This is a genomic window from Allobosea sp. Root670 (assembly GCF_001429415.1).
Taxonomy (GTDB): domain Bacteria; phylum Pseudomonadota; class Alphaproteobacteria; order Rhizobiales; family Beijerinckiaceae; genus Allobosea; species Allobosea robiniae.
This window is the reverse complement of the sequence record NZ_LMJU01000019.1, coordinates 144,766-158,513: the sequence shown is the minus strand read 5'-3', so window position 1 is coordinate 158,513 and position 13,748 is coordinate 144,766. Positions and strand designations below refer to the sequence as shown.

At 68.5% G+C, this 13,748-nt stretch carries 15 protein-coding genes; 8 read left to right on the top strand and 7 right to left on the bottom strand.

Annotated elements, in window-relative coordinates:
* Positions 1-98: 98 nt before the first annotated feature.
* Positions 99-968, top strand: coding sequence for a VOC family protein (locus ASE61_RS23165; RefSeq protein ID WP_061970986.1), 870 nt, complete (start codon positions 99-101; stop codon positions 966-968).
* Positions 969-975: 7 nt separating this feature from the next.
* Here the strand turns inward: ASE61_RS23165 and ASE61_RS23160 are convergent, their stop codons facing one another.
* The 6 genes from ASE61_RS23160 to ASE61_RS23135 all read right to left on the bottom strand — a co-directional run bounded on the left by ASE61_RS23160 (position 976) and on the right by ASE61_RS23135 (position 5,242).
* Positions 976-1,428 carry a GNAT family N-acetyltransferase gene (locus ASE61_RS23160; protein ID WP_082617672.1) on the bottom strand — a complete coding sequence of 151 codons (453 nt, stop codon included), beginning with the start codon at positions 1,426-1,428 and terminating at the stop codon, positions 976-978.
* Positions 1,425-2,396: a cysteine synthase A gene (gene cysK, locus ASE61_RS23155; RefSeq protein ID WP_061970985.1), complete on the bottom strand. Its 972-nt coding sequence runs from the start codon at positions 2,394-2,396 to the stop codon at positions 1,425-1,427. The genes ASE61_RS23160 and cysK overlap by 4 nt, the downstream gene beginning before the upstream one ends.
* 86 nt (positions 2,397-2,482) lie before the next feature.
* A complete protein-coding gene (locus tag ASE61_RS23150) occupies positions 2,483-2,935 on the bottom strand; it encodes an RrF2 family transcriptional regulator (RefSeq protein ID WP_061970983.1) in 453 nt (150 codons plus the stop codon).
* A complete protein-coding gene (gene dut, locus ASE61_RS23145) occupies positions 2,932-3,405 on the bottom strand; it encodes a dUTP diphosphatase (RefSeq protein ID WP_061970981.1) in 474 nt (157 codons plus the stop codon). Before dut ends, ASE61_RS23150 begins: the two co-directional genes overlap by 4 nt.
* A 2-nt stretch (positions 3,406-3,407) precedes the next feature.
* Positions 3,408-4,682 carry a phosphopantothenoylcysteine decarboxylase gene (locus ASE61_RS23140; RefSeq protein ID WP_082617671.1) on the bottom strand — a complete coding sequence of 425 codons (1,275 nt, stop codon included), beginning with the start codon at positions 4,680-4,682 and terminating at the stop codon, positions 3,408-3,410.
* Between the two features lie 92 nt (positions 4,683-4,774).
* Entirely contained in the window at positions 4,775-5,242 is a 468-nt protein-coding gene (locus tag ASE61_RS23135; RefSeq protein WP_061970980.1) for an Lrp/AsnC family transcriptional regulator, read from the bottom strand.
* A gap of 160 nt (positions 5,243-5,402) precedes the next feature.
* Here ASE61_RS23135 and ASE61_RS23130 point away from each other — a divergent pair, with 160 nt between their 5' ends.
* From ASE61_RS23130 to ASE61_RS23110, 5 genes are all read left to right on the top strand, one after another.
* Entirely contained in the window at positions 5,403-6,428 is a 1,026-nt protein-coding gene (locus ASE61_RS23130) for an ABC transporter substrate-binding protein (protein ID WP_061970978.1), read from the top strand.
* 73 nt (positions 6,429-6,501) lie between these two features.
* The gene (locus tag ASE61_RS23125) at positions 6,502-7,185 is read left to right on the top strand and encodes an ABC transporter permease (protein WP_413813551.1); all 684 of its coding nucleotides are present in this window, start codon (positions 6,502-6,504) and stop codon (positions 7,183-7,185) included.
* The gene (locus tag ASE61_RS23120; protein WP_061970976.1) at positions 7,161-7,937 is read left to right on the top strand and encodes an ABC transporter ATP-binding protein; all 777 of its coding nucleotides are present in this window, start codon (positions 7,161-7,163) and stop codon (positions 7,935-7,937) included. The genes ASE61_RS23125 and ASE61_RS23120 overlap by 25 nt, the downstream gene beginning before the upstream one ends.
* Positions 7,938-8,098: 161 nt before the next feature.
* A complete protein-coding gene (locus tag ASE61_RS23115) occupies positions 8,099-10,264 on the top strand; it encodes a protein-disulfide reductase DsbD family protein (protein ID WP_082617689.1) in 2,166 nt (721 codons plus the stop codon).
* Positions 10,265-10,293: 29 nt separating this feature from the next.
* Positions 10,294-10,929, top strand: coding sequence for a thioredoxin family protein (locus ASE61_RS23110; protein ID WP_061970973.1), 636 nt, complete (start codon positions 10,294-10,296; stop codon positions 10,927-10,929).
* A 63-nt stretch (positions 10,930-10,992) separates the two neighbouring features.
* Here the strand turns inward: ASE61_RS23110 and ASE61_RS23105 are convergent, their stop codons facing one another.
* On the bottom strand, positions 10,993-12,201 hold the full coding sequence (locus ASE61_RS23105) for a penicillin-binding protein activator (RefSeq protein ID WP_091857431.1): 1,209 nt from the start codon (positions 12,199-12,201) through the stop codon (positions 10,993-10,995).
* Between the two features lie 185 nt (positions 12,202-12,386).
* Here ASE61_RS23105 and rsmI point away from each other — a divergent pair, with 185 nt between their 5' ends.
* Positions 12,387-13,298 (top strand): 16S rRNA (cytidine(1402)-2'-O)-methyltransferase, encoded by a 912-nt coding sequence (gene rsmI, locus ASE61_RS23100; RefSeq protein ID WP_061970971.1) that lies wholly within the window; start codon positions 12,387-12,389, stop codon positions 13,296-13,298.
* Positions 13,295-13,690 carry a YraN family protein gene (locus ASE61_RS23095; protein WP_061970969.1) on the top strand — a complete coding sequence of 132 codons (396 nt, stop codon included), beginning with the start codon at positions 13,295-13,297 and terminating at the stop codon, positions 13,688-13,690. The genes rsmI and ASE61_RS23095 overlap by 4 nt, the downstream gene beginning before the upstream one ends.
* Positions 13,691-13,748: the final 58 nt, after the last annotated feature.

Genomic DNA, 13,748 nt, shown 5'->3' with positions numbered 1-13,748 from the left:
TTGCAATCACGGCCTTGCCGGCCGGGTGGGCGACAAGGCGCGGGAGAAGCGCCATTTTAAGGATGCGGCCGGCATGGCCGCCGCGAAAGGATTTTCCCATGGTCGCAACGATCGAGCGGACGGCCTCCGCCACCACCCTCGAAGCGCACAAGGCGCCGGTCTTCATCGGTGCGGTGACGCTGCGGGTCCGCGATCTCCCGGCTCTCACAGCCTATTACCGCGACGCGATCGGCCTCGGCCTGATCCGCCAGGATGCGACGAGCGCCGATCTCGGCGTCGGCGGGCAGGTGCTCGTGAGGCTGGTGGCGGGCGCGGCCCGGCCGACCTCGGCCGCCGGCCTGTTCCATCTCGCCATCCTGCTGCCGTCGCGGCGCGATCTCGCCAACTGGCTGAAGCATGCCGCGGTCACGCGCATCCCGCTCGAAGGCGCCTCCGACCATCTCGTCAGCGAGGCGCTCTATCTGTCCGATCCCGAGGGCAACGGTATCGAGATCTATCGCGACCGCAAGCGTGAGGATTGGCCGCGCAAGCCCGATGGCGGTATCGCCATGGCGACCGAGCGGCTCGATCTCGACAAGCTGCTGAGCGAGGCCGACGAGGCGGCCTATGCCGGCATGCCGGAGGGTACCGGGATGGGCCATATCCATCTGCGCGTCGGCGACACGGCTGCGGCGGAAGCCTTCTATCGCGACCTGCTCGGCTTCGACCTGATGGTGCATTATCCCGGCGCGAGCTTCCTCGCCAGCGGCGGCTATCACCATCATATCGCCGGCAATATCTGGGGCAGCCGCGGTGCCGGTCCGCGCCAGCCGGGCGAGGCAGGGCTCGATCGCTTCGAGCTGGTCGCGCGCGATGAGACCGATTTCGCGGCGATGCGGCAGCATATCCTCGCGGCCGGGGGCAGCGAGGCCGACGGCGTGCCGACGGTCACCGACCCCTGGAACAACCGGCTGGTTCTGGTGCGCTGAAGAGCGCCTAGCGCGTCAGCAGATGCGAGCGGCGTGTTCCGCTCGTATCCGGCTTGAAGCCGTTCGCCTCCCAGAAGGCGTTCGCGCGCGGATCGGCGGCGCGCAGCGAAAGCCGCGGCGCGAGGTCCAGTCCCTGCTGGATCAGAGCCCCGGCCAGCACGCGCCCGATGCCGGCGCCGCGGTGCAACGGCCGGACATAGACATGCCGGACGCGCAGCAGATCGGGCGCGGGATCGTAAGGGTCGGGCGTCAGCGCGCCGATGCCGGCGAGTTCGCTTTCGTGGAAGGCCGCGAAGGTGACGAAACGCTCGTCTCCGCCATCATAATGGCCGGCGAGCCATTCCTCGCGCAGCCCCTCGACGAAGCGGTAGCTTTCCGCGCTTGCTTCCTGACGCAGGGCCTCGAAATCGTCCGGCAGGCTCTCCGCCAGCCGGACGATCTGGATGGTTGTTGCAGTCACAGACCCTCGAAAAGGGCGCTGGAGATGTAGCGCTCGGCGAAGGAGGGGATGATCACCACGATGGTCTTGCCGGCATTCTCCGGCTTGGCGCCGATTTCGAGCGCCGCAGCGACGGCTGCACCGGACGAGATGCCGGCCGGGATGCCCTCGCTCTTGGCGAGCGCGCGGGCCGTCTCGAAGGCGGTCTGGTTGCCGACGGTGACGACCTCGTCGATGATCCCCCGGTCGAGGATGCCCGGCACGAAGCCGGCGCCGAGGCCCTGGATCTTGTGCGGGCCGGCCTGGCCGCCCGACAGGACGGGCGAATCCTCCGGCTCGACCGCGACCATCCTGAGGCCGGGCTTGCGCGGCTTCAGCACCTGGCCGACGCCGGTGATGGTGCCGCCGGTGCCGACGCCGGAGACGATGATGTCGACGCCGCCATCGGTGTCGTTCCAGATCTCCTCGGCGGTGGTCTTGCGGTGGATTTCGGGGTTGTGCGGGTTCTCGAACTGCTGCGGGATGATCGCGCCCGGGATCTCGTTCCTGAGCTCCTCGGCCTTGGCGATGGCGCCGCGCATGCCGCCGGGACCGGGCGTCAGGACGAGCTCGGCGCCGAGCAGGAGCAGCATCTTGCGCCGCTCCAGCGACATCGTCTCCGGCATGACCAGGATCAGGCGATAGCCGCGCGCCGCGGCGACGAAGGCGAGCGCGATGCCGGTATTGCCGGAGGTCGGCTCGATCAGCGTGCCGCCGGGCTTGAGCGCGCCGGAGGCCTCCAGCGCATCGATCATGTTGACGCCGATGCGGTCCTTCACGCTCGATATCGGGTTGAAGAACTCGAGCTTGGCCAGGATCGTCGCCTTGACACCACGCTCGGCCGGCAAGCGGTTGAGCCTGACCAGCGGCGTATCGCCGATCGTGTCGGTGATCGAGTTGTAGATGCGTCCGCGTCCGGGCGCCTTCGTCGATTTCTGTGCTTCGGCCATGACATGACTCCTCTGGACGAGAGAACGTTCGATCCGACGCTAGATCAATTCACAAAATCTGTCGATTAAAGAAATAAATAACATGATTAAATTGTGAAATCAGATTTCTTGCCGGGCTCGCCGAAGACGGCCTTCGCCTGCGCACGCTGGCACAGTTCTTCGACCGTGACCGTGTCCAGTGCGGCCAGGAAGGCGGCCGAGGCCTGCTCCACCTCCGGCCCGATGACCTCGTCGACCAATCGCGATTGCGGCTCCGGCCCGAGCCCTTCCTCGATGGCTTCCTGCATCGCGGCCCGGGCGATGTCGCCGGCCGTGATCTTGCGTCGCTCGCGGGCGAGCTCGTAGCCGCCGCGCGGGCCGCGCACGCCCTTGAGGATGCCGACGCGCACCAGCGTCTGCAGCAGGGTTTCGAGATGGCGGGGCGGCAGCGCATGCCGGGCCGCGAGCAGCTTGGCCGCAACCGGCTGCGGCCTTGCATGCAAGGCGATATCGACCACGGCGGCGATGGCGAGCAGGCTGCGGCGCGAGAGCAGGATCACGGGCGGCCTCCCGCGTTCGCGCCGCCGCTGATGCCGGTCGAGCCGTAGCCGCCGGCGCCGCGCGCGGTCTCATCGAGCGTCTCGACTTCCGAAAGCCGGGCATGGCTGACCGGAGCGATGACGAGCTGGGCGATGCGATCGCCGCGCGTGACCGTGAAATCCTCGCTGCCATGGTTGATCAGCACGACCGAGACCTCGCCGCGATAGTCGCTGTCGACCGTGCCGGGCGCGTTGAGGACAGTGACGCCGTGGCGCAGAGCCAGCCCCGAGCGCGGCCGCACCTGCCCTTCGAAACCCACAGGCAGTTGCATCGCGAGCCCCGTCGGCACGAGCGTCCGCGCACCGGGCGCAAGCATGACGGGCTCGCCGATGGCGGCGCGCAGATCGAGCCCCGCCGCGCCTGCCGTCTCATAGGCGGGCAAGGGCAGGTCGGCGCCATGCGGTAGCCGCTGCAGCAGGACAGTGACCATCGTCACTCCGCCTGCCGGGCCGGCGCGAGCCCGGCGATATGGTCGATCAGCCGCGTAGCGACCTCTCCCTTCGGCAGAGTCGGCCAGGTCTCGACGCCGGATGCGGTGACGAGATGCACGGTATTGGCGTCGCCGCCCATCACGCCGGTGCCGCCGACATCATTGGCGACGATCAGGTCGCAGCCCTTCCTGGCGAGCTTGGCGCGGGCATAGTCGATCACGTTCTGCGTCTCGGCGGCAAAACCGACGACCAGCGGCGGGCGCCCGCTCCTGCGATGCGCGACCGTGGCGAGGATGTCGGGGTTCTCGACCAGCGACAGCGGCGGCAACGCCTTGCCGTCCTTCTTCAGCTTGTCGGAGGCGGCGTCCGCCACGCGCCAGTCGGCGACAGCCGCCGCGAAGATCGCGATATCGGCCGGCAGCGCCGTCTCGACGGCGTTGAGCATCTCGCGGGCCGATTCGACATGGATGGTCTCGACCCCCGCCGGATCGGGCAAGCTGACCGGCCCGCTGATCAGCGTGACCCGCGCGCCGGCCGCGGCTGCCGCGGCAGCGATGGCATGGCCCTGCTTCCCGGAGGAACGGTTGGCGATGTAGCGCACCGGGTCGATCGGCTCATGCGTCGGCCCGGAGGTGATCAGCACATGCCGCCCGGCGAGCGCGCCGGTCGCATGTTCGCCGCCTGGCAGCCGGCCGAGGAAGCCGATGGCGCGCTGCGCATTGGGCTTCTCGCCGAAGAGCGCCAGCTCGATCGCAGCGAGGATTTCCGGCGGCTCGGCCATGCGACCCGGCCCGCTCTCGCCGCGCTCGGCCATCGCCCCGACATTCGGGCCGACGACCAGAATGCCGTCCTTTTCGAGCTGCGCCATGTTCCGCCGCGTCGCCGGGTGCTGCCACATGCGCGGGTTCATCGCCGGCGCGATCAGCACACGCTTGTCGGTGGCGAGCAGCGCCGTCGAGGCGAGGTCGTCGGCGAGCCCGTTCGCCATCTTGGCGATCAGGTCGGCCGTCGCGGGCGCAACGACGACGAGGTCGGTCGAGCGCGAGAGCTGGATATGGCCGATATCGGCCTCGTCCGTCAGCGAGAACATGTCGGTGAAGCAGCGCTCGCCGGCCAACGAGGACACGGTGAGCGGCGTGACGAATTGCTCGCCGGCCTTGGTCACGATGCAGCGCGAGGCGATGCCGCGATCCTTCAATCGGCGGATGACCTCCAGCATCTTGTAGGCGGCGATGCCGCCGCCGATGATCAGGAGAACGGAGCGGGAAGCGGACAAAACGGCTCCTCGGGCAGCGCGAATGGCGAACTGTCCGTTACGTAGCACCAGCCGCGCCGCGCTGTCATGCGCCGCGCGTTATCCGGTCTTCCTCAGGTGCGGGGCAGATCGGGCACCTTGTAGGCTGTCGTCGCCTTGATCCGCTCCATCGCGAAGCGCGAGGTCACGTTCTTGAGCGGGATCGTCTCGATCAACTTCTTGTAGAAGCCGTCATAGGCGGCCATGTCGGCGACGACGACGCGCAGCATGTAATCGACATCGCCCGCCATCCGGTAGAACTCCATCACCTCCGGCATCGCCGCGACCATCTGGGCGAACTTGTCCAGCCACGGGCCGGAATGGTCCGCCGTCTCGATCTGGACGAAGACGGTGAGGCCGAGCCCGATCTTCTCGGGCGCCACCAGGGCCACGCGCTTCAGGATCACCCCGGCCTGTTCGAGCTTCTGAATGCGCTTCCAGCACGGGGTCTGCGAGAGCCCGACGCGGTCGGCAAGCTCCGCGATCGAGATATTCGCGTCCGCCTGGAGCACGGTGAGGATCTTGCGGTCTATGGCGTCCATTCTCTCAAGCTCGCTATCTGGAGAAATTCGTTTCGCAGATTTCGCAAGAAAGAGATGAAATATCTTTTTCTAGCTGATCTATTGCATCCAGATAGAAAATCCTTTTCTCAATCTGTCAATGGGGGCTCGTTCGGGCCTGTTTTCGAGAAGGATTTGAACGATGGATCGCCGCCAGTTCCTCATCGCCGGGTCGAGCCTCGCGGCGGCCATGCCCTTCGCCGGCTCGGCCCGTGCCCAGAGCGTCGTCGCGCGCGCCGGCTATATCCCCGTTGTCGGTACGGCGCCGTTCTTCGTCGCCAATGGCGAGGGCTGGCTCAAGCAGGGCGGCATCGACGTCGCGGTCACCGTCTTCGAATCCGGCCCGAACATGATCCAGGCGCTCGCGTCGGGCACGATCGACGTCTATGTCGCCGGCGTCGCGCCGCTCGCCGTTGCACGCTCGCGCGGCGTCGATATCCGCGTCGTCGCCTCGACAGCGGTCGGCGAGAACGTCGTCGTCAGCGCGCCCGCGCTCACCAAGTTCTTCACGGCCGGCACGAACGCCGCCGCGGCCTTCAAGGCCTTCCGCGCTGCCACCGGCAAGGCTGCACGCCTCGCGACCCAGCCGGCGGGCTCGGTGCCGAACACGACGCTGCAATACTGGCTCTGGGAGGTTGCGAAGGTCGACAAGGCCGATGTCGAGATCGTGCCGATGGGCATCGACGCGACCCAGCAGGCGATCCTGGCCGCCGCGGTCGATGGCGGCTCGGTCCGCGAGCCGGCGCTAACGATCCTCCAGACCCGCAACCCGCAGATCAAGCTGATTGCCGGCGGCGAGGAGGTCTTCCCGGGCCAGCCAGGCACGGTCGTTGCCGTCTCCGGCGCCTTCGCCACCAAGAATCCGCAGGCCGTGCAGAACCTCGTCTCCGGCCTCGTCAAGGCGGCCGCGCTGATCAAGGCCGATCCGACCAAGGCCGCGCCCCATGTCGGCGCGGCGCTTGGTAAGGGCATCGTCGATCCTGAGCTGATCCAGAAGGCGCTGGTTTCGCCGGCGAGCCGCTTCGAGATCGACCCGCGCAAGATCATCGAGCCCGCCCGCGCCATGCAGGCCTACCAGGTCAAGCTCGGCTCGCTGGAGAAGGAACTCCCCTTCGACGGGCTGTTCGAGACCCAGTACTACGAGCGTGCGGTCAAGGCGGGCGGCTGAGATCGTGACTGCGCTACGGGCTCCGGCCCTCGCCCTTCTGGGCCTCGTCGCCTTCCTCCTGCTCTGGGAGGCGATGCCCTTCTTCGGATGGGTGAATCCGGCCTTCCTGCCGGGGCCGAGCGCCCTGCCGAAGGCCTTCATGCGGGAGCTCTCCTCTGGTGCCTGGCTCTCGGCCATACTGGGTTCGCTCTGGCACTACTTCGTCGGATTGTTCGTCGGCGCCGGTCTCGGCATCGCATTCGGCGTGGCTGTCGGTATGTCCCGGATCGCCGAGGAGGCGACGGCCTGGGTCGTCCGGGTCCTACGCCCGATTCCCGGCCTCGCCTGGGTGCCCTTCGCCATCATCTGGTTTGGCGTCACGCCGGGCGCAGCGGTCTTCATCATCGCGATCGGCGTGTTCTGGATCGTCTTCTTCGCGGCGCAGGGCGCGATCCGCGGCGTCGACCGCGATCTCATCGAGGTCGCCGATGCCTTCGGCTTCCGCTCCCCCTGGCAGCGCCTGTTCAAGATCCTCTTGCCGGCTGCCTTGCCGGGCATCCTCGTCGGCATCAGGACGGCGCTCGGCCAGGCCTGGATGGCGGTGGTCGCGGCCGAGATATTCGGTGTCGCCGGTGTCGGCCAGCGCATGATGCAGGCGTCGAGCCTCCTCGCGACCGATATCGTCGTGGTCTACATGCTGACGATGGCGGCGCTCTACGGCCTGCTCGACACCGGTTTCGTCGCCTTCCAGAAATGGGTGCTGCGTTGGAAAGCGTGATCGAAATCAAAGGCCTGTCGCTGACCTTCAGGCGCGACGGCGAGGACACCGAAGTCCTGCGCAAGCTCGACCTCAATGTCGGGCGCGGCGAGTTTTTGGCCATCGTCGGCCCCTCCGGCGTCGGCAAGTCGACCTTGCTGCGCGTCATCGCCGGCCTCGCCAAGCCGAGCGGCGGCGAGGTCGTCATCAACGCCAAAGACAAGGCGCGCCGGCCGGTCGCGCTGGTCTTTCAGGATTCGCGGCTGCTGCCCTGGCGCAAGGTCGTCTCCAATGTCGGCTTCGGGCTCGAAGGCCGTGCGCCCCGTGCCGAGCGCCTCGCCAAGGCGGCGGCGATGCTCGACCTCGTCGGTCTCGCACCACTCGCTCAGCGCTGGCCGCATCAGCTCTCGGGCGGCCAGCGCCAGCGCGTCTCGCTGGCCCGCGCGCTCGCCGTCGAGCCGGAAATCTTGCTGATGGACGAGCCCTTCTCGGCGCTGGATGCCCTGACGCGCGAAAACCTGCAGGACGAACTGATCCGCGTCTGGCAGCGCACCGGCAAGACCGTGCTCTTCGTCACCCATGATATCGACGAGGCCGCCTATCTCGCCGACCGCGTCGTGGTCCTCTCGGGCGCCCCCGGCCAGATCATCGCCGAGCACCGCATCGACGCGGCCCGCCCGCGCAAGCGCGGTGCCGCGGCGGAGGCCGAGATCGTGCGCGCTGTCCGCCAGGGCCTCGGCGCCGATATCGTCACGGACGGCGCCGCGATCTGAACAGCCTCGCCGCCCCGTCACCGGGGCGGCGACACCATGGCACGCTGCTCCCGAAGGCGGATCGCCCAGAATGCCCGCGACCCCGCCTCACTGCCTTGTCATTGGCAGGTGAGGGCGGAATGAGGCATGGGGTCGGGATGTTCAGGGATGGCGACGGCATCATGCGGCGATATCTAGGCAAGCGTTTCCTGCGCGGAGCAGCGCTGGCGCTGGGTCTGCTGGCTCCCGGCCTGGCGGTTGCCGCCGAATCCGCTCCCGTCACCTCGCCGCGCGTCACCGCGACCTTGCTGTCGAGCCGCGATGCGGTTGCGCCGGGCGAGCGCTTCAAGCTCGCGCTCGTCCAGAAGCTCGCGCCGCACTGGCATACCTATTGGCTGAACCCCGGCGATTCCGGCGAGCCGACCCAGATCAAATGGGACCTGCCGGCCGGCGCCTCCGCCGGCGAGATCCAGTGGCCGACACCCAAGGCGATCCGGGTCGAGCCTCTCGTCAATTTCGGCTTCGAAGGCACGGTCCTGCTGCCGCTCGAGATCACCGTGCCGGCGGATGCCAGGCCCGGTGAGACTTTCGCGCTGAAGGCGGAGGCGACCTGGCTGGTCTGCGAGAAGATCTGCATTCCCGAGGAAGGCTCCTTCTCGCTCGAATTGCCGATCAGCACCGCAAGCACAGTCGATCAGGCGGCAGAGGCGCGCATCGATGCCGCCATCGCGGCGCTGCCGAAACCGGCCTCCTTCCGCGGCAAGCTCCGCGACGATGCCGGCAAGCTCGTGCTCGATCTGCCCGGTCTGCCGGCAGGCGCCAACGATCTGCGTTTCTTCCCGGTTTCCGATACGCTGATCGAGCATGCGGCCGAGCAGCCTTTCGCGGCCGGCGACAAGCCTGCGCTGACGTTGACCCGTTCCACCGCCTTCAAGCTGGCGAAGCCGGAAATCTCCGGCGTCCTCACCTTTACCGAGGACGCGACGCCGCGGGCTGTGACGCTGCTCGCTGATGCCGATCCGGCTCTGATGGCGGCAGGTGTGGCAGCGGCGCCTGAAGCGCGCCCGGCCGTGGTGCGGATTCCGATGCCGGCCGAGGGCGCCGACCTGACGCTCTGGGCGGCGCTGGCTTTCGCTTTTGCCGGCGGCCTGATCCTCAACCTGATGCCCTGCGTCCTGCCGGTGCTCTTCATCAAGGCGCTCGGCTTCGCGCAGCTCGCGCATCGCAGCCGTTCGGAGGTCCGCGAGCAGGGCCTTCTCTTCCTTGCTGGCGTGCTCATCACCTTCATGGTGCTGGCCGGCGCGGTGATCGCGCTGGGCAGCCTCGGCAGCAGCGTCGGCTGGGGTTTCCAGCTCCAGTCCCCGCCGCTCGTCATCGCGCTGGCGGTGGTGATGGTGCTGATCGGCCTCAACCTGCTCGGCGCCTTCGAGATCGGCACCTCCGTCACCGGGCTCGGCGATGGCCTTGCCAGCCGCGGTGGGCGCCTCGGCGCCTTCATGACCGGCGTCCTCGCGGTGGTGGTCGCGACGCCCTGTACGGCGCCCTTCATGGGGGCGGCTATGGGCTATGCGGTGACGCAAGCTCCGGTTGTGGCTCTTTCCGTCTTCGTGGCATTGGCGCTCGGCTTCGCCCTGCCGGTGGTCGCGCTCTCCTTCGCTCCGGGCCTGCTGCGCCTGCTGCCGAAGCCCGGCCGCTGGATGCTGGTGCTGAAACAGGCCTTCGCCTTCCCGATGTTTGCGACCGCGATCTGGCTGATCTGGGTCGCCTCGGTGCAGAGCGGCCCGCAGGGCGTGCTCGCGGCGCTCGTCGCGGTGTTGGCGGCGGGTTTCGCCGTCTGGCTTATCGGCGTGACACGCGGATCGTTCGCGCGACGTGCCTTCGGCTCGGTTCTGGCGGCGCTGGTCGTGCTCGGCGCCGGCTGGTTCACTGTGCAGAATGCCGTTCCCGGTGCGGCGACCGAGGCGCGGGCCGGCGATATCGAGGCCTGGTCGCCCGAGCGGGTCGCGGCCTTGCAGGCGCAGGGCAAGCCGGTTTTCGTGAACTTCACCGCGGCCTGGTGCATCACCTGCATTGCGAACGAGCGCGTCGCGCTCTCGCGGCAGGAGGTGAAGGACGCCTTCGCCAAGCTCGGTGTCGTCTATCTCAAGGCCGACTGGACCAATCGCGACAGCCGCATCGCCAAGGCGCTGGCCGAGCAGGGCCGCGCCGGCGTGCCGCTCTATCTGTTCTACCCCGCCCGCAAGGAGGCGCAGGCCGAAATCCTGCCGCAGCTCCTGACCGTGGACGGGCTGATCGCCGCGGCCGAGCGTGCAGCCGGTCGCAACGCGAAGACGGCAGCACTGCCATAGGTTTTCGACGTCAAACAAGGGAGACAGACATGCAAAGCCTGACCAGACAGACTTTCATCGCCGGCCTCACCCTCGCGGCCCTCGCCTTCCCGGCCGCCGGTTTCGCGCAAGGCGGGGCCAAGGTGGGCGCGCCCGCACCCGCCTTCCAGGCGGTCGATGTCGAGGGCAAGACGCGCAATCTGTCCGAGTTCGCCGGCAAGACGGTGATCCTCGAGTGGACCAACCATGACTGCCCCTATGTCCGGAAGCACTACAACAGCGCGACCATGCAGAATCTGCAGAATGACATGGCCAAGGAGGGCGTGGTCTGGCTCTCGGTGATCTCCTCGCCGCAGGGCGAGCAGGGCCATGTCGATGCCGCCAAGGCGAAGGAACTCACGGTCCAGCGCAACGCCGCGCCGGCCGGCATCCTGCTCGACCCGAACAGCAAGGTCGCGCGGGCCTATGGCGCCCAGACCACCCCGCATATGTACATCATCGATTCCAAGGGCACGCTCGCCTATATGGGCGCGATCGACGACAAGCCGACCTCGGCGGCATCGAGCCTCCAAGGCGCCAAGAGTTATGTCCGCCAGGCCGTCGCCGAGCTCAAGGCCGGCAAGCCGGTCTCGGAAGCCAGCACCAAGGCCTATGGCTGCGTCGTGAAATACGCGCCGCTGAGCTGAGGCCCGTCACCCATCGTGATGAGGAAGCGGCCGGGCCTTGCCCGGCCGTTTTCGTTGGGCGTCTTATTGCGAGCGCGGGCCGAGATCGCGCGGCGCGGCGTTGATCGTGACGATCTGGCCGTTGCGCAGTTCCAGCACGGCGAGCCCGCGCTCGACCTGCCCGTCCGGGCGGAAGCGGAAGACGCCGTCCGCCCCGGCGAAGCCGGAACCGTTGGTCAGTACGGCTTCCGAGAAGCGCTGCGAGCCTTGCGTGCGCGCCAGCGCCGCCGCCAGCGAGACCGCGTCATAGGCCAATGTCGCGGTGCGGGTCGGCGCGCCGTTGAAGCGCTGCTGGTAGCGCCCGGCGAAGGCGTTGAAGCCGGCGGTGTCGGGCGAGGCGAACCAGCCGCCCTGGATAGCCGGCACGCGCGCGATGCCCGCATCGTTCCAGACGCCGGTGCCGAGCGGCTTGACCTTGGCGGGGTTGTAGCCGGCCTCCTGCAGGAGCTGGCCGAGCGTCGGCATGGCGTCGGCGGCGGCCGGCACGAACAGCGCATCGGCCTGGGCGAGCGAGGGCATCAGGCGCTGGATCGCGGCCTTCATCGCGGCCGGGTCGGCACTGAAGCGCTCGATCGCGGCGACGCGTGCGCCGCGATTGGCGACGGCCTGCTGGAAGGCGGCCTCGACCACCTTGCCATAGGCGGTGTCTGGCACCAGCGCCGCGAAGGACTTGCGGCCCTGCTGGGCGGCATAGCCGATGACGCGGTTGACGTCGTTCTCGGGCGGGAAGGAGAGCAGGTAGACGCCGCGCGAGGCGACGTTGGAATCGCTGGAGAAGGCGATCACCGGCTTGTTGGCGCCGCGTGCCACCTGCCCGGCCGCCTGGACCGAGGGCGCAAAGAGCGGGCCGACGATCAGTTCGGCCCCTTCCGACAGGGCTTCCTGCGCAGCGGCGCGGGCGCCGTCCGGCGTGCCGCGATCGTCCTTGACCAGCAGGGTCAGGTCGGCATTCGGGAATTCGGCCAGCGCCATCTCGGCGGCGTTCTTGAGCGAGTTGCCGACGACCGCGCCCTGGCCCTCGGCGGTCAGCGGCAGGATCAGGCCGACCTTGACCTTGCCGGTGCCGATGGTCTGCCCGGTCGGCGCGGCGCCGCCGGCTGCGGGCGTGCCCGAATCGAAGCCCGGCAGGCCCGAGGTGCCGCCGCCGCAGGCGGCGAGCGCAAGCGGCAGCAGGACCGCGAAGGCCCGTGTCTTGAACCGCAGGATCGGTGCGAGGTGCCGATGATACAACACGGGCGATCTCCAGTCGTGACCGGGCCGGCGAAACGCGGCCCGGCGATGGGTCCTGTGGAACCGATATGCCCCCGGACCTCTCGTGCCAGTCCGGAAGCCTATTTTCAAGTTGTTAACTATGGGTTGCACCGGTGCGGGCGTTCCCCGCCATGGCGCCGCTGCGGCGGCTGTGGCAGCGTGATCGGATGTCGAACATTGCCGCCACCCCCCGCGCTCCCAGCTATACCGCTTTCGGCCTGAGGGCCGAGGCCGAGCCGCTGGCGCCGGGCCTCCACATCGTCGCAACGCCGATCGGCAACCTCCGCGACATCTCGTTCAGGGCGCTGGCGACGCTCGCCGCCGCCGATGCGATCCTGGCCGAGGACACCCGGACGTCGAAGACGCTGCTGGCGCATTACGGGATATCGACGCCGCTCCTGCCCTATCACGAGCACAATGCCGCGCAGATGCGTCCGAAGGTGCTGGCGAAGCTGCGCGAGGGCGGCAAGCTCGCCCTGATCTCGGATGCCGGCACACCGCTGGTTTCCGATCCCGGCTACAAACTCGTCGCCGAGCTGGTGGCGGAAGGTTTGCCCGTCACCGGCATTCCCGGTCCTTCCGCCGTGCTGGCGGCTTTGGTGCTGGCCGGCCTGCCGACCGATCGCTTCTTCTTCGAGGGTTTTTTGCCACCGAAATCGGGTGGGCGCCGCACGCGATTGACCGAACTCGCCGCCATTCCCGGCACGCTGGTCTTCTTCGAATCGCCCCGCCGCCTCGCCGAGATGCTGGCTGACGCGGCCGCCGTGCTCGGCGCGAGGCCCGGCGCCGTCGCGCGTGAGCTCACCAAGTTCTACGAGACGGTCCGGCGCGGGACGCTTCCCGAACTCGCCGCCCATTACGATGGCGAAGAGGAGGCGCGCGGCGAGATCGTCGTGATCATCGGTCCGCCCGGCGCCGCCGATCTCGTTCCAACCGACGAGGCGATCGACGAGCGTTTGCGCGCGGCACTGGCGAAGGTCTCGCTGAAGGAAGCCGTGGCGCAGGTCGCCGCCGAGACCGGCCAGCCGCGCCGCAAGGTCTATGCCCGCGCGCTCGAACTGACCCGCGACGATCCGTGAGTCGGGCGGGCGCCGATCCGGACGGGCGCAGCCGTAAAGCGCGGCGCTCCGGCCTGACCGGGCGCCGCGCCGAATGGCTCGCCATTCTCTGGCTGACGGCGAAGGGCTATCGCCTGCTGGAGCGCCGTTTCGGCGGCAAGGGCGGCGAGATCGACCTCGTCATGAAGCGTGGCCGCACCATCGCCTTCGTCGAGGTCAAGGCGCGTAGGCACCTCGACGACGCGATGATCGCGATCACCCCGGAAAAGCAGCGCCTGGTCGAGCGGCGCATAAGGCATTGGCTCTCGCGCAATCCCTGGGCTGGCAGCCATCACCTGCGCGCCGATGCGGTGTTCCTGGCGCCCTGGCGCCGGCCGCGCCATGTGCCGGCCGCCTTCGCGCTTGTCCTCTGACGCAAGGCCACCCACTTGCAGGAACCCGGTCCGCGGTCCGATAAGAACCGCCTGCCTG

Excerpts from the sequence above, each read along its gene's own strand:
- ASE61_RS23165 (WP_061970986.1), top strand. The coding sequence starts at position 99 with ATGGTCGCAACGATCGAGCGGACGGCCTCCGCCACCACCCTCGAAGCG.
- cysK (WP_061970985.1), bottom strand. The coding sequence starts at position 2,396 with ATGGCCGAAGCACAGAAATCGACGAAGGCGCCCGGACGCGGACGCATC.
- dut (WP_061970981.1), bottom strand. The coding sequence starts at position 3,405 with ATGGTCACTGTCCTGCTGCAGCGGCTACCGCATGGCGCCGACCTGCCC.
- ASE61_RS23135 (WP_061970980.1), bottom strand. The coding sequence starts at position 5,242 with ATGGACGCCATAGACCGCAAGATCCTCACCGTGCTCCAGGCGGACGCG.
- ASE61_RS23130 (WP_061970978.1), top strand. The coding sequence starts at position 5,403 with ATGGATCGCCGCCAGTTCCTCATCGCCGGGTCGAGCCTCGCGGCGGCC.
- ASE61_RS23125 (WP_413813551.1), top strand. The coding sequence starts at position 6,502 with ATGCCCTTCTTCGGATGGGTGAATCCGGCCTTCCTGCCGGGGCCGAGC.
- ASE61_RS23120 (WP_061970976.1), top strand. The coding sequence starts at position 7,161 with ATGGGTGCTGCGTTGGAAAGCGTGATCGAAATCAAAGGCCTGTCGCTG.
- ASE61_RS23115 (WP_082617689.1), top strand. The coding sequence starts at position 8,099 with ATGCGGCGATATCTAGGCAAGCGTTTCCTGCGCGGAGCAGCGCTGGCG.
- ASE61_RS23110 (WP_061970973.1), top strand. The coding sequence starts at position 10,294 with ATGCAAAGCCTGACCAGACAGACTTTCATCGCCGGCCTCACCCTCGCG.
- rsmI (WP_061970971.1), top strand. The coding sequence starts at position 12,387 with ATGTCGAACATTGCCGCCACCCCCCGCGCTCCCAGCTATACCGCTTTC.